We start from the raw sequence: 21,347 nt of genomic DNA on the forward strand, positions 1-21,347 counted from the left end.
CCGGTCGCGGCGGCTCACTACAATGCGCGCATCATCCTTGCTGATCGACGCATGAGCCCACTCGCTGCATCCCTGAAGGCCGCCCTGCGTTCCCCCTTGCTGCCGTTCTGGCTGGTGATCGGCCTGTTGCCGTTCGGGCGCAGCGCCGAGCTGGGAACCTTTCTTTGCCTGATCGGCGTGGTGCTGCTGTTCGTGCGCCATCCGTCCGCCTTGCGCGAGCACGCCGGTGCACAGCTGTTGCTGTGGTTGCTGGCGGCCTACGTCGGAGCCGCATTGATCTCCTCAGTGGACTCGTTGGCGCCGGGCAAGAGCTGGGGCACGGTGGCGTCGCTGCTTCGCTACGTGCCGTTGGGCTTGTACGCCTGCTTTGCCATCCGGCGTGAAGACAAGCTCGACGCGCTCTATCTGGCCACGGCCGTCGTCGTGGTGTTCTGGGCGCTCGATGCATGGGTGCAGGCCCTGACCGGCTGGAGCCTGGGTGGGCACGCGGAGCCCGAGCGCATTTCCGGCATCTTTGGCGCCGCGAATCTGAAACTTGGCCCCTCGCTGTCGGTGCTGGCGCCGTTCGTGTTGTGGGTGGCGCTGCGGCGCTTTGGCCTCAAGGGGCTGCTCATGGCCTTCGTGCTGTTGCTGGGGCCGGTGCTGATGTCGGGTTCGCGCGCCTCGTGGATTTGCTACGCCGTGGTGGCACTGGGTTTCGCGTGGCGAGTGACAGGCTCGCCTCTTCGGTTCGCCGCCGCTGCCAGTGCCCTGGTCGTGGTGATCCTGCTGGCCGGCGGCATCGCCTGGAAAACCTCCGAACGATTCCAGCTACGCATCGATCGCACGCTGCAGGCGCTGCAAGGCTCGGACAAGTCGGTCGATTGGGCACTGAGCGGTCGCCTGGATATCTGGCGCACCAGCGTGGCGATGTTCGAGGGGCATCCCATCAATGGTGTGGGCGTGCGCGCCTACCGCTATGCCTATCCCACCTATGCACCAGCCAATGACCGTTTCGTAGTTACCGGCGATGCCTGCGGCGTTGGCGAAGGCGCCTGCCATGCCCATCAATGGCTGCTCGAGGTACTTACGGAAACGGGCTCGTTGGGCATGGCCTGTTGGTTGGCGGCCCTGGGATGGGCGGTCATCGCCTGGCGACGGGTGGGCGAGGCTGCACGAACGCGCGCCTTTCCAGCCACGCTCGCCCTGGGGGCGATGCTGTTCCCGCTCAACACGCATCTGGCTTTCTATTCGGCCTGGTGGGGTTTGCTGTTCGCGTGGTTGCTGGGCCTGTGGTGTGCGGCGCTGTATGTGCATCCGTCGCGCGGAGAGGCGGCATGACACGCGAGCCGTTGTCGGTAGTGGTGATCACCTTCAACAACGCGGACACGCTCGATGCCTGCCTCAGCGAGGTGGACTGGGCCGAGGAAATCGTGGTGCTCGATTCGGGCTCGACCGACGACACCGTGGCCATCGCGCGCAAGCACGGCGCACGCATCGCGGTGCATCCCTTCGACGACTACGGCCCGCAGAAGCAGCGCGCCTACGACATGGCCAGTCACGACTGGATCCTCAACCTCGACGCCGATGAAATCCTCTCGCCCGGCACACGCGAGGAGATCGAGCGTGCCCTGGTGCACCCGACGCACGCCGGCTTCCGCCTGCCGCGACGCGAACGCATGTTCTGGACGGTGCAGCACCGCTGGAGCTGGCGCAACGGTCACCTACGCCTGTTCGATCGCCGCCGCGGCGGCATGAACGATGTCGATGTCCACGCGGCCGTGGAAGTTCGCGGCCCGGTGAAGACGCTGCGGCGCGCCGATTTCGTCAACGATGGTGATGGCGACATCGCCACGCGCGTCGAAAAGATCAATCGCTATACCACCGGCATGGTGGCCTACAAGTTGCGCACGCGGCAGCGCTTCACCGGACTGCGCATGGTGTTCTATCCGCCGGTGTTCTTCCTGCGCCAGTACATCGGCAAGCGCTACTTCCTCAATGGCTGGGCCGGTTTCATCGCCAGCGTGACCGGCGCGTTCTACGCTTTTCTCAAGTACGCCAAGCTGCACGAGGCACGCGAACAGGCGACGCGCCAAGCGCGCAACAAGCAGCGTTAGTCGCGAAGCACGAGACTATGTTTGAAGGGCACTTTCCGCTGAATTCAGTGGACGTTTAGATAGCTGTACGACCCATCGCAAACTCTTGCATGGACGAAATTCCTTTCATCGATGCGCGCGGGCGCTTTGGCGCCCTTACCTCGTGAACCCTCCGTCAATCCATCGATTTGGACGAACGAAATTGCGTGAGGCAGGTCATGCTTGCCGTCGTGTTGAAACAACGCGCGAGTACGGCGCAACACGATGATTCTGATGGCATGAACGTTCCCGTCACGATGCAGCGCACGTTTTCCATCGGGCCGCATTGTGGCGGCTTCCACTGCGTACCTACACTCGCGTGGTTTGGTGGGGTGTCATCGCGAGGTAGCTCACTCTCGCGCCGTTTGGGGTGATTTTTCATTGCAACGAAAGCACGTCGCCGCTTTGGCGACGTGACGGGAGCGTTTGTCTGCTGCACAGCGCGAATCGGAAAGGAGGTCAGGAAGAAAACAGCGGTGGCAAACCGAAACGGGGGGCTTGTTCTCAATGGATCACATCAGGGAGACATTGCATGAAACACGAGCACCTGAACCTGCTGGCGGCCATGACCTTGGTCCTTGCAGGCACGCCGATCGTTGCATCGGCACAAGCGGGTTCCGCCCAAGACGCGGCGCTGGCGGGCATCAACACAGCCGAAGCGCCACGGGTGACGCAGACAGTCGATAATCGCGCGACATCGACGCTGCAGCGCAGCCATCTGAGCCTCGTCGACCGCGCCACGCCGACCAAGGCCGTGGACGATGCGGCGCCCATGAATCACATGAATCTGGTACTGCAGCGCAGTGCCAAGCGGCAGGTTGCCCTGGACGCACTGATATCTGCCCAGCACGATCCGACGTCGTCGAAGTTCCGCCAGTGGGTGACCCCGGCGCAATTCGGCCAGACGTTCGGCGTTTCGGATGCGGATGTCGCCGCCGTCAGCGCATGGTTGAAGTCGCAGGGTTTCACCGTCAACGGTGTCTATCCCAACAAGATGCAGATCGACTTCAGCGGCAACGCGGGGCAGGTGAAGCGCGCCTTCCGCACGCAGATGAACCACTACACCATCAACAACACGGCGCACGTGGCCAATGCCAGTGACATCAGCATTCCGCAGGCGCTGCAGGGCGTGGTGGCGGGCGTGGCGGGCCTCAACGACATCCATCCGCAAGCGCAGCACACCGCGCCGAAGCTCGGCCAGTTCAACGCCAGCTCGCAACGTTTCACGGTGCAGCAACCGAAGACGGCCGCCGTCGGCCTGACGCCGCAGGCGGTCAACTTCACCAATGGTTCGCGTGGCCTGGTGCCTTACGACATGGCGAAGATCTACGGCACCGACAAGCTCTATGCGAGCGGACTCACCGGCACGGGTATCACTATCGCGGTGGTGGAAGATAGCTCGATGGTGCCCGATGACTGGACCAACTTCGTGAGCCAGTTCGGGCTGACCAGCTATGGCGGCACGTTCAAGCAATTCCAGCCGCAGGCAACGGGGTTCACCAACTGCATCGACCCGACCATTGCATTCCCTGGGGAAGACGACTTCGAAGCCCTGCTCGATGCGGAGTGGTCCACGGCGATGGCGCCCGGTGCGAACATCTGGCTGGCCAGTTGTGACGATTCGAATGCCACCAATTTCTTTGGCGGCGTGGTCACGGCAGCGACCAACCTGATCAATGGCACAGACCGTCCCAACATCATCAGCGCGAGCTACGGCTACGGCGAGGGCTTTGTCGATTCGGCGAGCAAATCGGCCATCGACCTGATGTGGGCGCAGGCGGATGCGGAAGGCATTTCCGTGTTCGTGTCCAGCGGCGACTCGGGTTCCAACCCGAGCTTCAATGGATTCTTCATCAACGGCGCAGGCATCGACGCCAATGCGTTCGGCACCTCGCCCAACGACACGGTGGTGGGTGGCACCGATACGGCCGACATCCTCGATGGCACCACCAAGAAATACTTCAGCGCATCCTTCAACGCGCAATACGGTTCGGCGCTGTCGTACGTGCCGGAGATTCCATGGAACGAATCCTGCGGCAACGAAGTGGCGGCGAAGTCGCTGGGCTATGCCACCTCGCTCGCGTTCTGCAAGGCGTATCTGCAGTTCGACCCGAACGGCTACTACATCACGTCCGAATCGGGCAGCGGGGGCCCATCGTCGGTGAATGCCAAGCCGGCCTGGCAGCGGCTGGTCTACAACGCTGCGAAGGACCAGTCGCGCGACGTGCCTGACGTGGCGCTGTTCGGCGGCTCGTACGGTGGTTCGACCTGGGTGATCGTGTGCTCGTACTACTACCCGTGCACGCCGGGCTTTACCGGCAGCACGGCGCTGATTGGCGGCACGTCGCTGTCGTCGCCGATGTTCGCCGGCATCCAGGCGCTGATCGATCAGGGACTCGCGGCGAAGGGCTTGTCGCCCAACCAGGGCAATGCGGCACCGACGCTGTATACGTTGGCGGCGGATGAATACGGCGGCCCGAAGGGCGCGCCGCCGGCCACGCTGGCGACCTGCAATTCGGACAACGGCGCCAAAGGGACGGGCAAGTGCGTGTTCCACAACGTCACGCGCGGCAGCATCGCGACGCAATGCGTGCAACAGTTGCCCGATGTGGTGACGCCCGATTGCTACTACTACGGCACGCTGCCGAACTCCTACCTCGGCCCGATCCAGCTCGGCCTCACCTCGACCAATGCCAACAAGTACAACGCCAACACCGAGGCGTTCGCGGCACAGGCGGGGTGGAGCTTCGCCTCCGGGCTGGGTTCGGTCGACGCCAACAATCTGCTCAAGGCCTGGAAGGCCTTCGTCAACGTGAAATAAGGGAGAGCCTCGACATCCCCGGCCTTGCGCCGGGGATGTTGTTTCGACGGGTCAGGCGGCCTGCGATAACGGCAGTTCCTGGTCACGCAACGCGGCCAGCAAGCGTGCGCAGGCTTCGCGGCGGAGCATCTCACGGCGACGGAAGGCGGAGCGATGCTTGCTCTCGACCTGCAGCTCGCTGCGTTCCGGCTCGGTGGTCGGCAGCGCGAAGAAACCGTCGGGCTGCAGCACGCCCTGGCATTCCTCCCAGAAGCTGTCGTAGTCGGCCTTGATCTTGTCGGCCTCACCGGCAAACGGATGCGCCAGGTTGCTGACGCCGCGAATCTGCGTGGCGCCGCTGAAGGTGCCGAAGGCGAGCAGCAGCGAATGCAACAGGTTCTTCGGTCTCAGCCCGTAACACTGCTTGGTGAGTTCGCGCACGGCCTCGCGACCGAGTTCGGGAGCGGCGCCCTGCAGGCAGCCGATCAACAACGTGCGCCCTTCATCGGCAATGCTGAAGATGGTCGACGACAACACCTGTCCTTGCGTATTGGCGAGGCATAGCGCGAGTTCGCCTTCGCGGCTGCGGCCGGTCGGTCGGCGCAGTTCCAACTGCAGTTCGCTGCCGTCCTTGAGGTTGAGCGTGCCAAGCACGTGGCGGCCGCGCAGGTATACCGCATCCATCATCGCTGCGGGCAGTCGCCGGAACGCGAAGCGGTAGTGCGCGCTCACGATGGCCATGCGTTCGGCACGGCCGATGCGGCGATTGATGTAGTGATGATGCCAACGCTCATGCAGACGCGGGTCGTGCTCAAGGATCGACACGAGTCGCGGCGAGCCGTACAGCTCGCTCAGCCACGCAGACTGTCGTCGCGCCATGCGCATGCTGCGGGCGATGTATTTCAGTGCGGCAGCGAGGCGTTTGGATGACGAGCCACGCCAGTCGCGGCGTTGGCGCAGCGAGCGCAAAAACAGCCGGAAAGTCATGTATGGGCGGATAGGTGGGGAATGTGCGAGCGTTGTTTTACCCGCACAGACTGTCATCTATCTGTCAGCGAAAGCGACGGCTTTACGAAAGGTTTTAGTAGACGGAAGCGCTGCCTTCCGGACGCGTCTTGAAACGCTTGTGAACCCAAAGGTATTGCTCGGGCGCGGCGCGCACCATGTCCTCGATGCACACGTTGACGCGCGCGGTGTCATCCAGCGGATCCTTGCTGGGAAATGAATCCAGCGGCGCGCCCAGCTTCAGCGTGTAGCCCGCGTTGCCGGGCAGGCGGCGGTGATAGAAGGGAATGACCAGCGCACCGGACAGCCTCGCAAGATGATGCGTTGCCGTGATGGTGGCCGCCGGCACGCCGAAGAACGGTACGAACACATTGTCCTTGCTGCGCATATCCTGATCGGGCGCGTACCACAGCGTGCCGCCGTTGCGCAGATGCTTCACGGTGCCGCGGATATCGTCCTTCTCGAACATCGCCTCGGCGTAATCCAGGCGCGCGCGCAACACGGCGAATTCGAACACCGCTGAATCCATGCGCCGATACATGCCCGAGATGCGGATGCGCTGGGAGACCAGCCGCGCGCACAACTCCAGATGCGAGAAGTGGCCGCCGACGAGCAACACGCCCTTGCCTTGCGCGCGTGCGGCTTCCAGATGTTCGAGACCTTCGAGAGTGACCGGCACGTTGGCGATGGCGCGTTCGCTACCCATCCAGCCCAGTGCGAACTCCGCCATCATCAGGCCGATGTCGCGCAGGTGCGCATCGACCAGCTTGGCCTGTTCCTGTTTGGACAGCTCCGGAAAGCACAGCGCGATGTTCACTTCCGCCACGTGCCGCCGTGGCGAGGGCACGCGCTGCACGAGCCAGCCCAGTCCACGCCCGAACGCCATCAGCCAAGTGCGCGGCAGCCGCGCGATGAGCCAGATCACGCCGGCACCCAGCCACGCGGGCCAGTGCGTCGGGGCGAGCAGGGAGCGGGAGAAGGTGGGACGTGGCATGCCGGGCATCGCACGCATTGTAGGGAACAAGCCAAAACGAGGCGAGCGACCAGCCGGGCCCACGGGCCCGAGCCGATATACTGGCGCACCGACTCCGCTGGGCTTTCCGTTGCGCTATCTCTACACCCTCGCCCTGTACCTGGTGACGCCGCTGATCGTCTTGCGGCTGATGGCGCGTGGCGTGCGCTACGGCGATTACCACAAGCGCTGGCGAGAACGATTCGGCTACTTCGAGGCATCGGGCATCACGGGCAGCCTCTGGGTGCACGCCGTGTCGGTGGGCGAGGTCAATGCCGCCGAGCCGCTGATCAAGGCGTTGCAGACGGACTATCCGAACGCGCCGCTGGTGGTGACCACGGTGACGCCCACCGGCTCCGAGCGCGTGCGCCAGCTGTTCGGCGACAGCGTTTTCCATGTGTACCTGCCGTACGACCTGCCGTTCTCGGTGTCGCGTTTCCTCAAGCGGGTGCGGCCACGCCTGGCCATCATCGTGGAAACCGAGATCTGGCCGAATCTGTACCGCGCCTGCTGGCGCCGAAGTATTCCGCTGATGATCGTCAACGCCCGTCTCTCCGAACGCTCGCTGCGCGGCTACAAGCCGCTGGGCAGCCTGGTCAGGCATGCGATGCGTTGCGTCTATCAGATCGCCGCGCAATCGCTCACCGATGCGTCGCGCTATCGTGCGTTGGGCGCCGATCCCGACAAGATCGTGGTTGCCGGCAACATGAAATTCGACATGCCGGTGCCTTACGATGCGGAACGCAAGGGCGAGGAGCTGCGCGAGCAATGGGGGCGCCTGCGTCCCGTGTGGATCGCCGGCAGCACGCACGAGGGCGAGGAATTGCCCGTGCTTGAGGCGCACCTCGAAGTGCTCACGCGCTGGCCCGATGCCTTGCTGCTGATCGCGCCGCGCCACCCCGAGCGCTTCAAGCTGGTGGAGAATTCGGCGCGCAGCCTTGGCTTCACCGTGGGCACGCGCAGCGCCGATCGCGTGCCGTCGGCGGCGCACCAGGTGTTCGTGATCGATGCGATGGGCGAATTGATGCCGTTCTATGCCGCCTCTGATCTGGCCTTCGTGGGGGGCAGCCTGGTGCCGATTGGCGGCCACAACGTGCTGGAGCCGGCCGCGCTCTCCACGCCGGTGCTGGTGGGGCCGCACACCTTCAATTTCGAGGAGATCACGCTCACTCTGATCCGCGAGGGCGGCGCGTCGCGCGTGAACAGCGCCGAGGAGCTGGGGCCGGTGGTGCTTCAACTGCTGCGCGATCCGCCGCAGCGTACGCGCATGGGCGATGCGGCACGCATCGTGTTCGATAGCGAGCGCGGTGCGGTGAAGCGTGTCATGGGCATGATCGACAACCTGCTGCAGGAATAGACGTCCAGACGTCTTCCCATGCTTGAATGCAACAAGGCCGGGACATGCCCGGCCTTGTCGTTTCCAGCGCGTGCGTTATGCGTTACTGCAGCATCGCGTTGACCAGCTCCACGTCCTTCACGTCGATGGAACCCGCCGACTGCTTGAGCTGCAACTGGTCGAGCACCAGCTGATGGCGCGACTGCGAGTAGCTGCTCTCGGCCTGGGTCAGCGTCTGAATCGCGTTGAGCACGTTCAGCATGGTCTGGGTGCCCACGTCGAAACCCGCACGCGTAGCTTCCAGCGCCTTCTGGCCCGATTCCACCGAGGCCTTGTTGGCTTCCACCTGGCTGATGCCGGCGGCGACCGAGCGGTAGAAGTTCAACGTATCGCGAACCACCTGGCGGCGCGTGGACTCCAGCGAATCCTGGGCTTCGTCGCGCTGGTAGATCGACTGGCGGACGCGGGACTGCGTGGCGCCGCCCGAGAAGATCGGGATATTCATCGAGATGCCGACTGTGGTGCCATAGGCGCCGTTGCCGGGCACGTTGTAGTTGCCGTGCTCGAGCCAGGTGGTGTCCTTGCCGCGCGAGACCGAAGCACTGATGGTCGGCAGATGGCCGGCGCGGGCGGCGTCGATGTCGTGCTCGGCGGCCTGCACGCTGTACTGGCTGGCGTGGATGGTGGCGTTGGACTGCAGGGCAGCCTGCACCCAGGCGTCCGGATCGGCCGGGTTGGGTGGCGTCAGCGGCAGGTCTTCGCGAAGCTTCTTCAGGTCGCCCACCGGCTTGCCGGTGATCTGGGTGAGGGCTTCCTTGGCGTCGTTGAGCGTGTTCTGCGCGGCGACGGTCTGGGCCTTGGCCAGCTCGTATTCCGACTTCGCCTGATACACGTCGGTGATGGCAGACAGGCCCACCTTGAAGCGCTGGTCGGCCTGGTCGTAGGCCTGCTTGAAGGAGTCTTCGCTGGCCTTGGCGAATATCAGGGCATCCTGGCTGGTCAGCACGCCGAAGTAGGCCGTGGTGACACGCACGTAGAGGTTCTGCGCAGCCGCGTCATAGGTCGCGTCCTGCGAGCGGGCCGCCGAGCGGGCCGCCGCCAGGTTGGCCCACTGGCTCAGGTCAACCACCGACTGGGTCAGCGTGGCCGACATGTCGCGGGTGCGCGAATGGCCGTAGCTGGAGCCCGTGATGGTGCCATTGGCAATGTTGTTGCCGGCCGACTGCTGTTGCAGGCCGTAGCTGCCATTGAGCTGGGGCAGCATCAACGCACGCGCCTGAGTGACGCCCTCACCGGTGGCCAGGCGGGTAGCTTCCGCCTGCGACAGCACCGGGTCATTGGCGCGGGCTTCTCGGTATGCATCCAGCAAGTCCTCGCTGTGGCCGGCCAGCGGGAACGCCGACAGGGCCAGGGCGAGGGTCAGAAGCTTCAAGCGCATGGGTTGCCTCATGTATGGGGAAATAGGTCAGAAAACGAAGCGACGCGGCGGCTCGGCGTGCTTCAGGTACGGCAGGTCGGTTTCAAACAGCGACTCTTCGCGATAACGGCCGTTGCCTTCATGGGTAAGCAGGAGCACATGCTGCACGGGCGACTCGCCACGCACCACCAGCACGCGGCCGCCGGGCTTGAGCCAGCCCAGGAAGCGCTGCGGAATCTGGTACACGGCGCCGGTGACAACCAGCGCGTCGAACAGGCCGTTCGGCTGCCAGCCATTCACCGCTTCGCCCACTTCGAGCCTCACGTTGTCGATGCCCGCGCCGGCCAGTCGCTGGCCTGCGGCGGCGACGAAATCAGCATGGATGTCCAGGCTGGTGACGTGTGCCGACAGCTTGGCCATGCAGGCGGTGAGGAAACCCGAACCCGTGCCGATTTCCAGCACCTGGTCGTTCGGCGTGAGTTCCAGCGCCTGCAGCACGCGGCCCTCGACCACCGGCTTCATCATCACTTCGCCATGACCCAGCGGCAGGCACAGGTCGGCGAACGCCAGCTTGCGATGCTCCGGGGCAACGAAGTCCTCGCGGCGCACGGTGCCCAGCACGTCGAGTACGCGGGCATCCAGCACCTCCCAGGGGCGCACCTGGTTTTCCACCATGTTCAGTCGCGCCTGTTCGAAGTTCATCGCCATGTTGCTTTGGTCCTAATTCGGATCGGAAAAAAGGCTAAAAAGGATAAGCGCTTAGCCATCTTCCGACAATGTGCAAAGCCTGCGGGTTCGTACAAACGGCACGAAGTGCCGGAAGTCATCGCGCTTGGTTGACGGAAGTCATGTGTGGCGCGGTGTCCGCGGACACTTCGTTGCAAAACGCTCAGGCACTGCGCCTATGGTTCCCCGTGCGCGCGACCACCGTCTGACCGGGGAGTCGTGTAAGTGCATCTTGCATGGCCTGATGCAAGGTTGCGTCAAGGCGCTGGATACGGCCCTCAGGCGAGATGGCGCCGCGACTTTGCGCCGCCACCTGCAGCCAGGCCAGCCAGCGGGCGATACGACTGCGTTCCGTGGCGTCCAGCCCCGATAGCGCCGCACGGGCGATAAATGCCGCCCGGCGCGCTCCGGAGTGCCCGTGCTCGAGCCAGGAGGCAAGCGAGCGCTGGGCGAGTCGGTACGCCGGGCTGAGCGAAAGTTCTGAGATAGTGGTGGACATGATGGAAGCCGTGTATCTTGGCCATGGAAAATAACTAAACCGTCGCGTATACTAAACCGGCGTTATCCATTTGTGAAGCCATTTGTGAAGGTATAGCCATGAGCACGATCCCGCAGACCAAGCCTCAGGGGCCCGGCCGTCCCAAGGACATGGAAAAGCGCGCGGCGATCCTTGAGGCCGCCAAGGCCCTGTTCATCCGCAACGCCTTTGCCGGCACCAGCATGGATGCGGTCGCGGCAGAGGCCGGCGTGTCCAAGCTCACCGTCTACAGCCACTTCGGCGACAAGGACAACCTGTTCCGCGAGGTGATCCGCGCCCGCATCCAGGACCTGATCCCCGAGGACACGTACCACTACGACCCGGCCGAGGACATCCGCGACATCCTGGAGCGCATTGCCCTCCACCATGTGCGCCTCGATTGCGACGTGCAGAACGTGGGTACGTTCCGCGCCATCCTCAGCGACTGCCGCCAGGGCAATCCTCGCTACGGCAAGCTGCTGTGGGAGGAAGGCCCGGACCGCACCAATGGCCTGATGAAACGCCTGCTGCAACAGGCCGTTGACGATCGCAAGCTGGACATTGCCAACGTGACCCGCGCCGCCGGGCAGTTCATCTCGCTGATCAAGGGCGAGATGCTCATGCGCCGCATGTTCGGCTGCGAAGAGTGCGCCCAGTCCTATGCCGCCGAGCTCGAGCAGACCGCTCGCGACGGCGTGGACATGTTCCTGCGCGCGTATCTGCCGCGCTGAAATCCGCGTGATTCAGGTGCCGGGAGGCCGTCGCACTCGCGGCCTCCCGCGCTTCGTGCTCAAATAGCGGCTTGAGGCGGGGGTGCCGGCAACAAGTCGGCTGAGAGAGTCCCTTCGAACCTGATGCGGCTAGTACCGCTGTAGGGAGCTTCGCCGCATGCCGTAAGGGCATTGCGTCCGGCGCCGTCCGCTTCTGTTGAGCCCATGCGCATGCACGCGCATCACTTCCGCACCCGCCAGTGTGGATTTCCCAGCAGAGCTAAGTCCCCTCGGGGACTCGCCAGAACCCGGACGGACCAGCCGATGAATGCCCTCCCCAACGATCTCGCGCGCGCCGCGCAGGAACTCTCCGAAGCCGTGACGCGCCCGATCCCGGGTTCGCGCAAGATCCACGTGCAGGGCAGCCGCCCGGACATCCAGGTACCGCTGCGCGAAATCTGCCAGGCGCAGACGCCCACGCTGTTCGGCGGCGAGGAGAACCCGCCGATCACCGTGTACGACACCTCCGGTCCGTACACCGACCCCGACTACAAGGTGGACCTGGTCACCGGCCTGCCTGCCCTGCGCGCCGCCTGGATCGCCGAGCGCGGCGACACCGAGCAGCTCGCGGGCCTGAGCTCCGCCTTCGGCCGCCAGCGCGCCGCCGACCCCAAGCTCGATGCCTTCCGCTTCACCGCCACCCGCGCGCCGCACCGCGCCAAGGCGGGCGCCAACGTCACGCAGATGCACTACGCACGGCAGGGCATCATCACGCCGGAAATGGAATACATCGCCATCCGCGAGAACCAGCGCATCGAAGCGCTGCGTGACAGCGCGCTGCGTAACCAGCATCCGGGCGAATCGTTCGGTGCTGCGCTGCCCAAGCTGATCACCCCGGAATTCGTGCGCGACGAAGTGGCGCGCGGCCGCGCCATCATCCCGGCGAACATCAATCACCCGGAAGCGGAGCCGATGATCATCGGCCGCAACTTCCTCACCAAGATCAACGCGAATATTGGTAATAGCGCGGTGAGCTCGGGCATCGCCGAGGAAGTGGAAAAGCTGGTGTGGTCGATCCGCTGGGGCGGCGACACGGTGATGGATCTGTCGACCGGCAAGCACATCCACGAGACGCGCGAGTGGATCATCCGCAACTCGCCGGTGCCGATCGGCACGGTGCCGATCTACCAGGCGCTGGAGAAGGTTGGCGGCGTGGCCGAAGACCTCACTTGGGAAATCTTCCGCGACACGCTGATCGAGCAGGCAGAGCAGGGCGTCGACTACTTCACCATCCACGCCGGCGTGCTGCTGCGCTTCGTGCCGCTGACCGCCAAGCGCGTGACCGGCATCGTGTCGCGCGGCGGTTCGATCATGGCGAAGTGGTGCCTGGCGCATCACAAGGAAAACTTCCTCTACACGCACTTCGAGGACATCTGCGAGATCATGAAGGCGTACGACGTGTCCTTCAGCCTCGGTGACGGTCTGCGTCCGGGCTGCATTGCGGACGCCAATGACGCGGCGCAGTTCGGCGAGCTCGATACGCTCGGCGAACTCACCCAGATCGCGTGGAAGCACGACGTGCAGGTGATGATCGAAGGCCCCGGCCATGTGCCCATGCAGCTCATCAAGGAGAACATGGAGCGCCAGCTGGAGAAATGCCACGAGGCACCGTTCTACACGCTGGGGCCACTGACCACCGATATCGCGCCGGGCTACGACCACATCACCAGCGCGATCGGCGCGGCGATGATCGGTTGGTTCGGCACCGCCATGCTTTGCTACGTGACGCCGAAGGAACACCTGGGACTGCCGAACAAGCAGGATGTGCGCGACGGCATCATCGCGTACAAGATCGCCGCCCACGCGGCCGATCTTGCCAAGGGTCATCCGGGTGCGCAGGTGCGTGACAATGCGCTCTCGAAGGCGCGCTTCGAGTTCCGCTGGGAAGACCAGTTCAACCTCGGCCTCGATCCGGAGAAGGCCAAGGAATTCCACGACGAGACCATGCCCAAGGATGCGCACAAGAGCGCGCATTTCTGCTCGATGTGCGGCCCGAAGTTCTGCTCGATGAAGATCACGCAGGACGTGCGCGACTACGCCGCGGAACACGGCACGGGTGAAGAGTCGGCGCTGGAAGAAGGCATGGCGGAGAAGTCGCTGGAATTCCGCCAGCAGGGCTCCGAGGTCTATCACAAGGCCTGATGCTCACCATCGTGCCGGCGATGCAGGTCGCCGGCGCGATGCGATGGATGCACGCAAAAGCACCGCCAAGGCGGTGCTTTTTTGTTGGCCGATGGAGGCGGTGCCGTCGAGGCATGAACATACGCATCGTTTTTTCACCTGCGTTTCGCGCGGTTCGACCTACGGTGCTGGCCTTGCCCAGCCAGCCGATGGAGCCACGCCCATGGCAACCAAGCCGTTCCTCACCGATATCGAAACCATCCGCAAGCGTGCGCGCGAACACATCGACGAAGGCGCGATCACCGCGGGATATGCCGCCGATCGCGAAACCGTGATCAAGCTGCTCAACGAAGCGCTGGCCACGGAAATCGTGTGCGTGCTTCGCTACAAGTATCACTACTTCATGGCCAAGGGCATTCACGCCAAGAGCGTGGCCGCCGAGTTCCTGGAGCATGCCAACGAAGAACAGGGGCATGCCGATCTCATCGCGCAGCGCATCACCCAGCTGGACGGCGCGCCGAATTTCTCGCCCGATGGCCTGCTTTCGCGCAGTCACGCCGATTATGTGGAAGGCGACGACCTGGTCGACATGATCAAGGAAGACCTGGTGGCCGAGCGCATCGCCATCGACAGCTACCGCGACATCATCAACTACCTGGGCACGGCCGATCCCACCTCGCGCCGCATGATGGAAGGCATTCTGGCGATGGAAGAAGAGCACGCGGAAGATCTTGCGACCTTGCTCGACAATCTCGGCAAGAAGGGCGAGCCCGCCAAGCCGGCCAAGCCGCGGGCCGACAAGAAGGCCACCAAGCACTGATCGTCATCCAGATGGCGGGTGCGCGCGTTGGAAAGACATCTCGAACCGGGAGACGCGTCATGCCGACAACGGACAACGCCCGCCAGGGACATGTGGTTCTGAGGGCCGTGCTGATCACGCTCGCGCTGGGCGTGCTGCTTGCCAGCGTCGTGATGGCCTGGTGGGTACGCAAGTCCGATGAGGGTGGGCCCATGACGGGCCAGGCTACAGTCTCCGCGGACACGGGCAGCTCGCCGGCGGAAGCGCCATAAAAAACGCCGCCCATGGGCGGCGTTTTCCTGAATCGATCAGGCCTTCTTGTCGGCCTGGTAACGCTTGATGCCTTCTTCGATTTCGGCCTTGGCCTCACCGGCGCCGACCCAACCGTCGATCTTCACCCACTTGCCCTTCTCCAGATCCTTGTAGTGTTCGAAGAAGTGGCCGATGCGCTCCAGCCAGTGGCCGGACACGGACTTGATGTCCTTGATGTGCGCGTAGCCCGCGAAGATCTTCTCCACCGGCACCACCACCAGCTTCTCGTCGCTGCCGGCCTCGTCGGTCATCTTCAGCATGCCGACCGGATGGCAACGGATCACCGAACCCGGCACCAGCGGCAGCGGCAGGATCACCAGCGCGTCCAGCGGATCGCCGTCGCCGCCCAGCGTGCCCGGCACATAGCCGTAGTTGCACGGGTAACGCATCGGGGTCGACAGGATGCGGTCCACGAAGATCGCGCCGCTTTCCTTCTCCACCTCGTACTTGACGGGCTCGGCATCCTTGGGGATTTCGATGATGACGTTGATTTCGTCCGGAACCTTGCGGCCGGCGGGTACGAGGTGCAGACCCATGAGCGTGTCCTTAGGCGTTGTCAGATGCAAAGACTCAAAAGGATACGGCAAAAGATGGGTGCATCGCAGCCATCAGGCTGCCCGCGCGTGATTCCAGTTCAGCGTGAGACCGGCCTGGACAAAGCGCTCAGGCCTGATAGGGGCGCTCGCGTAACCACTTGGTGGCAATCCATTTTTCGCCCTTGAGCACGGGCAGGCCCGCGTGCAGCGAAGCTTCGTCGCCGGTGTCGTAGGCGAAATAGACGGCCGAACCGCGCATGGCGGTCACGGTGAGGCCGATGCGCGGAAAGGCCGTGCCGCCGCCTTCCTCGGGCGTGTTGAGGTACATCACCACGCTGGCGATGCGCTGGCCGCCGCGTGCCGTGACGGTCGAAAAACCCGGTTGATCGGGATTGAACCAGTCGAAGTGCGGCTCGTATTCCTGGCCGGGCTGGTAATGCAGGATCTGCAGTCCTTCGCCGTGATTGACGGGAATGGCGAGCAGATCCGTGATGCGCTGTTCGATGCGTTCTATCAGTGGCGTCTCACCGATGCGGAAGAACATGCCCTGGCTGGTGCGGCGCTCATCGGTTTGATGGCGCCCGTCCACGTCCACCGTGAGCGAGCGCGCCAGCCGTGGCTTCGCTTCAGCCACTAGGTCGTCGCATTCCTGCAGGGTGAGCAGATTCTCCAGCACGCGCACCACGGGCGCGTCCGTGCTTACCGCGACGCGCACGGCATGGTCGCCGATGGTTTGTACCGGCGCCTGTGGATGACGCGTGCGCAAGCCGACGGCCTTGGCCTTGGAGGCGGCCATGACGGTGGCGAGAGGCAGATTCAGTACGCGCGCGACGATCTGCCGGCTCTGTTCACCGCCGTAGCCGGCGTCCTTCAGCATCTTCAGCAAGTCGCTGAGGCTGCAGCCGGAGCGGCTGGTGGAAAGAATCCATTCGCGCAGTTCGGGACGAATCGTGTGCTGGTTCATGCGGTTGGAAAAGGTGCGCCGGCACAGGCCGGCGCACCATGTTACGCACGTGCGGTGTTCTGATCCAACGCTGGATCTTTAGCCGTTTACTTCACGTGATCCCACAGGTAGGTGTAGCCCAGCGCGCTCATGAAGGCCGCCTGCTTGTTGTCCGCCGCTGCGCCATGGCCGCCTTCGATGTTCTCGTAGAAGCTGGTGTTGTAGCCGAGCGACTCGAGTTTGGCGGCCATCTTGCGCGCATGCACCGGGCCAACGCGGTCGTCGCGCGTCGAGGTGGTGAACAGCACGGGCGGGTATTTCTCGCCCGCCTTGGCGTTGAAATACGGCGAGAACGTCTTGATCCAGGTCCATTCTTCCGGCTTGTCCGGATCGCCGTATTCGGCAATCCACGACGCGCCGGCCGACAGGTGCGTGTAGCGCTGCATGTCGAGCAAGGCCACCTGGCTGACGATGGCGCCGTAGAACTGCGGATACAGCGTGAGCATGTTGCCCATCAACAAGCCGCCATTGCTGCCGCCCATCGCACCCAGGTGCTGCGGCGAAGTGATCTTGCGGGCGATGAGGTCTTGCGACACGGCCGCGAAATCCTCGTACGCGCGCAGGCGGTTGGCCTTCAGTGCCGCCTTGTGCCAGCGCGGACCGTATTCGCCGCCGCCGCGGATATTGGCAATCACATAGACGCCGCCCTTCTCCAGCCATGCGCGCCCCACGCTGCCGCTGTAGGCAGGCTGCAGGGACACCTCGAAGCCGCCGTAGCCATACTGCAAGGTGGGGTTGCTGCCGTCGGCCTTGAGGTTCTTCGGCGCAATCTCGAAGTAGGGCACGCGCGTGCCGTCCTTCGAGGTGGCGAAGTGCTGGCTCACGTCGAACTTCGAAGCGTCGAAGAAGCTGGGGCTGTGCTTGATGGCCTGCCCGTCGCCCTGGTTGAGCACGCCGTAGTAGAGCGTGGTGGGCTGCAGGAAGCCGGTGACGGTGAGGAAATACGCGTCGCTGGTGTCGTCATCCACGCCGCCCGCGGCGATGGTGGAGAGCGCCGGCGCGCCGCCCAGCGGAGCACGTGCCCACGCACCCGGACCGGGCGTGAGCACTTCGAGCCGGTTCACCACGTTGTCCATCACGTTGAGGATCAGGTGATGGCGCGTCCACGAATAGGCATCCAATGCGGTGGTGTCGGAAGGCTCGAACAGCACCGTGATATCGCGCTTGCCTGCCATGTAATCGTCGAACTTTGCCGCGAGCAGCGAGCCGGACTTGTAGGTCTTGCCGCCCACGCTCCAGTCGCTGCGGGGTTCGATCAGCAGCCACTCCCGATGCACGTCGACATTGGCATCGTTGGGCGCATCGATCTTGGTGAGCTTGCCGTCCTTGCCGCGCACATAGGTTTCGCTGTCGTAGAAGGCGAGCTGGCGATAGACGAAATCGCGCTCGAAGCCCGGCGTGTTGTCGCGTGCCGCGGAGACCGACATATCGTCGTCCTTCGCTTCGTAGACGACCGTTGCACTCGACAACGGCGTGCCGCGCTTCCATTCCTTCACGATGCGCGGGTAACTCGACTTGGTCATCGAGCCGGGACCGAAATCGGTGGCGACGTAGACGCGGTCGGCATCCATCCAGTTCACGACGCTCTTGGCTTCGGGCAAGTCGAAGCCACCCTTCACGAACTGCTTGTCGGCGAGATCGAACTCGCGGATCACGCTGGCATCGGCGCCTCCGCGCGACAAGGCGACCAGGCAACGGCGATAGGCCGGCTTCAGGCAATCGGCACCATGCCAGACCCAGTTTTCCTTCTCCGATGCAGCGAGGGCATCGAGATCGATCACGGTTTCCCAGTTCGGCTTGTCCTTGCGGTACTCGTCGAGCGTGGTGCGGCGCCAGAGACCCTTGGGGTGATCCTTGTCGCGCCAGAAGTTGTAGAAATAGTCGCCGATCTTGCTGACCATCGGGATGCGCGCATTGGAGTCGAGCACCTCCAGCAGGCGCGCATCGAGCTGCTTGAACTCGGCGCTATCGGCGTAGGTCTTCACCGTTTCGGCGTTCTGCATCTTGACCCAGTCAAGCTGCTTGGGGCCGTCGATGTTTTCCAGCCAAAGGTTGGGGTCCTTGGCGGTGGGCGTAATGCTGTCGGCTGCGTGTGTCATGCCGCTTAGTGTGAGGCTCAGGGCGAGTGTGAGCCAGAGTTTGGTTTTGGATGTCATGCGGATTCCTTGGATTCCGTTTCCGGGAGGCCTTTGTTTCTTGTTCGTCATTCCGGCGTACGCCGGAGGCGCTTTACAACAGCGAAGCTGGTCATCCAGTGACTTTGCATTTGGTTGTCGCAATAACTTCGGGCGTTCTTTTAGTCTGGTCTTCGCAAGGGGGCCGCCTGCGCGGGCGTTTCGATCGGCTGCCGCCGCTCGAGTCACTTTTCTCTTGCTGGCCCAAGAGATCCCACGGGGACTAGCTTCGCGTCGAAAGTAACCCAAAGAGAATGGCCCGAAGAGCTCGCAGCATTGTGCTGAGATAAGCCTCGAACGCTCGAGGTGCATCCCGACGGGATCTCCATGGGAGGTTGCCCCAGAGGTTAATAGCGGCGCTGCGCAACGCGCCCGAATCCCTGAGGACTTAAAGCGCGGGCTCGCTGCGCATGGCCTTTTGTCTTGCATGAACTGATCCCTCTCTTCATTTTCGAAGAGAGGGACAATTTCTCTGCGGTTTACAACAGCGGAATCAGCAGCAGCGCCACGATGTTGATGATCTTGATCAGCGGGTTCACCGCCGGACCAGCCGTGTCCTTGTATGGATCGCCCACGGTGTCGCCGGTCACGGCGGCCTTGTGCGCATCCGAGCCCTTGCCGCCGAAGTGATCGTCTTCGATGTACTTCTTGGCGTTGTCCCACGCGCCACCGCCGGTGGTCATGGAAATGGCGACGAACAGGCCGGTGACGATGGTGCCGATCAGCACGCCACCCAAGGCCTGCGCGCCGGCCTCCGGGCCGCCAAGCCATTTGAAGCCGAACACGACGATTACCGGCACCAGCACCGGCAGCAGCGAAGGCACCAGCATTTCCTTGATGGCCGAGCGGGTGAGCATGTCCACCGCGCGCGAATAATCCGGACGCGTGGTGCCTTCCATAATGCCCTTGATCTCGCGGAACTGGCGCCGCACTTCCTCCACCACCGCGCCGGCCGAGCGGCCTACCGCTTCCATCGCCATGGCGGCGAACAGATACGGGATCAGGCCGCCGATCAACAGGCCGATGATCACGTACGGATTGGACAGGTCGAAGCGGAAGTCGGTCAGGTTGAGGTGCTGGTTGAGGTTGTGCGTGTAGTCGGCGAACAGCACCAGCGCGGCGAGGCCGGCCGAGCCAATCGCATAACCCTTCGTCACCGCCTTGGTGGTGTTGCCCACCGCATCGAGCGGATCGGTTACGCCGCGCACTTCCGGCGGCAGCTCGGCCATCTCGGCGATGCCACCGGCGTTGTCGGTGATGGGGCCGTAAGCGTCGAGTGCCACGATCATGCCGGTCATGCTCAGCATGGCGGTGGCGGCGATCGCGATGCCGTACAGGCCGGCCAATTGGTAAGCGCCCCAGATCGAAGCGCACACCGCCAGCACAGGCAGCGCGGTCGATTTCATCGATATGCCGATGCCGGCGATGATGTTCGTCGCATGTCCCGTGGTGGACGACTGTGCAATGTGTTGCACGGGCTTGTATTCGGTGGCCGTGTAGTACTCGGTGATCACCACCATGGCGCCCGTCAGCACCAGGCCGATCAGGGCGCAACCGTAGAGACGGCCAACGCCGTAAGCCGACTCGCCCATCAGCTGGCTGGTGATGGGCCAGAACGCGATGGCGGCCAGCACGGCCGACACGGCGACGCCCGTGTAGAGCGCGTTCATGATCTTGGTGCTGCGCGCTTTCACGAAGAACGTACCGATGATCGACGCCACAATCGACGCACCGCCCAGCACCAGCGGAAACAGCACGCCGTTGCTGCCGGTCTGCTCGGCCATCACGCCGCCGAGCAACATGGTGGCGATCAGCGTCACCGCATAGGTTTCGAACAGGTCGGCCGCCATGCCGGCGCAGTCGCCCACGTTGTCGCCCACGTTGTCGGCGATCACGGCGGGATTGCGCGGATCATCCTCGGGAATGCCTGCTTCCACCTTGCCCACCAGGTCCGCGCCCACATCCGCGCCCTTGGTGAAGATGCCGCCGCCCAGGCGCGCGAAGATCGAGATGAGCGAGGAACCAAAGGCCAGGCCCACAAGGGCATGCAGTGCGTGCATGGTCTCGTAGCCCATGTGGCCCAGCGCCACGTAGTAGCCGGTAACGCCTAGCAGGGCCAGGCCCACCACCAGCATGCCGGTGATGGCACCGCCTCGGAAAGCCACGTTCAGTGCGGCAGCGAGGCCATGGCGCGCGGCCTCGGCAGTGCGCACGTTCGCGCGCACCGAGACGTTCATGCCGATGTAGCCGGTGGCGCCGGAGAGAATCGCGCCCACGGCGAAACCGATGCCGGTGCCCCAGTCCAGCGCAAACCCGATCACGAGAAACAACACGATGCCAACGGCGCCGATGGTGGCGTACTGGCGATTGAGATAAGCCTTCGCACCTTCCTGGATCGCGGCGGCGATCTCTTGCATGCGTGCGTTGCCAGGCGACTTTGCCAAGATCCAGCGCACGGACACTGCGCCATAAAGAACCGCCAGAACCGCACATGCCAGCACGATCCACAAGCCATACTGCTGCAGCATCGGAGCCTCCCCATGAGTGGTAACGATTTGCACCGGGACCACCCGTCGGCACCCCGATACGGCGGCCGCCCTGTGAAGGGCGGTCACCGGGAGTATAGACAGAGGTTCACGACAGTCGTGTTGTGCGGCGCAGCGCCAAGACTAGCCGTCGTGCGGATGCAGCGCAGGTGAATTCCT

General features: G+C 63.8%; 16 protein-coding genes and 1 riboswitch. Of the genes, 8 read left to right on the plus strand and 8 right to left on the minus strand.

What is annotated here, in order from left to right; all coding sequences use genetic code 11:
• The first annotated feature begins 51 nt into the window (after positions 1-51).
• The 3 genes from ABIC75_RS15725 (at position 52) to ABIC75_RS15735 (ending at position 4,935) form a co-directional block, all read left to right on the plus strand.
• Entirely contained in the window at positions 52-1,320 is a 1,269-nt protein-coding gene (locus ABIC75_RS15725; protein WP_354014821.1) for an O-antigen ligase family protein, read from the plus strand.
• Entirely contained in the window at positions 1,317-2,096 is a 780-nt protein-coding gene (locus ABIC75_RS15730) for a glycosyltransferase family 2 protein (RefSeq protein WP_354014822.1), read from the plus strand. The genes ABIC75_RS15725 and ABIC75_RS15730 overlap by 4 nt, the downstream gene beginning before the upstream one ends.
• 550 nt (positions 2,097-2,646) lie before the next feature.
• Entirely contained in the window at positions 2,647-4,935 is a 2,289-nt protein-coding gene (locus tag ABIC75_RS15735) for a S53 family peptidase (protein WP_354014823.1), read from the plus strand.
• A gap of 51 nt (positions 4,936-4,986) precedes the next feature.
• Here ABIC75_RS15735 and ABIC75_RS15740 read toward each other — a convergent pair whose 3' ends face one another.
• Entirely contained in the window at positions 4,987-5,901 is a 915-nt protein-coding gene (locus tag ABIC75_RS15740) for a VirK/YbjX family protein (RefSeq protein WP_354014824.1), read from the minus strand.
• Positions 5,902-5,995: 94 nt separating this feature from the next.
• Positions 5,996-6,913 (minus strand): LpxL/LpxP family Kdo(2)-lipid IV(A) lauroyl/palmitoleoyl acyltransferase, encoded by a 918-nt coding sequence (gene lpxL, locus ABIC75_RS15745; RefSeq protein ID WP_354014825.1) that lies wholly within the window; start codon positions 6,911-6,913, stop codon positions 5,996-5,998.
• Positions 6,914-7,022: 109 nt separating this feature from the next.
• Between lpxL and waaA the strand changes: the two genes are divergently transcribed.
• Positions 7,023-8,288, plus strand: coding sequence for a lipid IV(A) 3-deoxy-D-manno-octulosonic acid transferase (gene waaA / locus ABIC75_RS15750; protein ID WP_354014826.1), 1,266 nt, complete (start codon positions 7,023-7,025; stop codon positions 8,286-8,288).
• Between the two features lie 82 nt (positions 8,289-8,370).
• Here the strand turns inward: waaA and ABIC75_RS15755 are convergent, their stop codons facing one another.
• Together ABIC75_RS15755 and ABIC75_RS15760 are read right to left on the minus strand one after the other, a co-directional pair.
• Positions 8,371-9,705, minus strand: coding sequence for a TolC family outer membrane protein (locus tag ABIC75_RS15755; protein ID WP_354014827.1), 1,335 nt, complete (start codon positions 9,703-9,705; stop codon positions 8,371-8,373).
• Between the two features lie 27 nt (positions 9,706-9,732).
• Positions 9,733-10,392: a protein-L-isoaspartate O-methyltransferase family protein gene (locus ABIC75_RS15760; RefSeq protein WP_354014828.1), complete on the minus strand. Its 660-nt coding sequence runs from the start codon at positions 10,390-10,392 to the stop codon at positions 9,733-9,735.
• Positions 10,393-11,007: 615 nt separating this feature from the next.
• Between ABIC75_RS15760 and ABIC75_RS15765 the strand changes: the two genes are divergently transcribed.
• The 4 genes from ABIC75_RS15765 (at position 11,008) to ABIC75_RS15780 (ending at position 14,889) form a co-directional block, all read left to right on the plus strand.
• Positions 11,008-11,658, plus strand: coding sequence for a TetR/AcrR family transcriptional regulator (locus tag ABIC75_RS15765; protein WP_354014829.1), 651 nt, complete (start codon positions 11,008-11,010; stop codon positions 11,656-11,658).
• A gap of 68 nt (positions 11,659-11,726) precedes the next feature.
• A riboswitch (TPP riboswitch) is annotated at positions 11,727-11,822 on the plus strand.
• A 139-nt stretch (positions 11,823-11,961) separates the two neighbouring features.
• The gene (thiC, locus tag ABIC75_RS15770) at positions 11,962-13,839 is read left to right on the plus strand and encodes a phosphomethylpyrimidine synthase ThiC (RefSeq protein WP_354014830.1); all 1,878 of its coding nucleotides are present in this window, start codon (positions 11,962-11,964) and stop codon (positions 13,837-13,839) included.
• A gap of 202 nt (positions 13,840-14,041) precedes the next feature.
• Positions 14,042-14,638 (plus strand): ferritin-like domain-containing protein, encoded by a 597-nt coding sequence (locus ABIC75_RS15775; RefSeq protein ID WP_354014831.1) that lies wholly within the window; start codon positions 14,042-14,044, stop codon positions 14,636-14,638.
• 59 nt (positions 14,639-14,697) lie between these two features.
• Entirely contained in the window at positions 14,698-14,889 is a 192-nt protein-coding gene (locus ABIC75_RS15780) for a hypothetical protein (protein WP_354014832.1), read from the plus strand.
• A gap of 36 nt (positions 14,890-14,925) precedes the next feature.
• Here the strand turns inward: ABIC75_RS15780 and ppa are convergent, their stop codons facing one another.
• The 4 genes from ppa to ABIC75_RS15800 form a co-directional block, all read right to left on the minus strand.
• Positions 14,926-15,465 carry an inorganic diphosphatase gene (ppa, locus tag ABIC75_RS15785; protein ID WP_354014833.1) on the minus strand — a complete coding sequence of 180 codons (540 nt, stop codon included), beginning with the start codon at positions 15,463-15,465 and terminating at the stop codon, positions 14,926-14,928.
• Between the two features lie 127 nt (positions 15,466-15,592).
• Entirely contained in the window at positions 15,593-16,429 is an 837-nt protein-coding gene (locus tag ABIC75_RS15790; RefSeq protein WP_354014834.1) for a 2OG-Fe(II) oxygenase, read from the minus strand.
• Positions 16,430-16,515: 86 nt separating this feature from the next.
• Positions 16,516-18,624, minus strand: coding sequence for a prolyl oligopeptidase family serine peptidase (locus ABIC75_RS15795; RefSeq protein ID WP_436407933.1), 2,109 nt, complete (start codon positions 18,622-18,624; stop codon positions 16,516-16,518).
• Positions 18,625-19,121: 497 nt separating this feature from the next.
• Positions 19,122-21,170 (minus strand): sodium-translocating pyrophosphatase, encoded by a 2,049-nt coding sequence (locus ABIC75_RS15800; RefSeq protein ID WP_354014835.1) that lies wholly within the window; start codon positions 21,168-21,170, stop codon positions 19,122-19,124.
• Between the last annotated feature and the right edge of the window lie 177 nt (positions 21,171-21,347).

Source organism: Dyella japonica, assembly GCF_040545895.1.
Classification (GTDB): domain Bacteria; phylum Pseudomonadota; class Gammaproteobacteria; order Xanthomonadales; family Rhodanobacteraceae; genus Dyella; species Dyella japonica_D.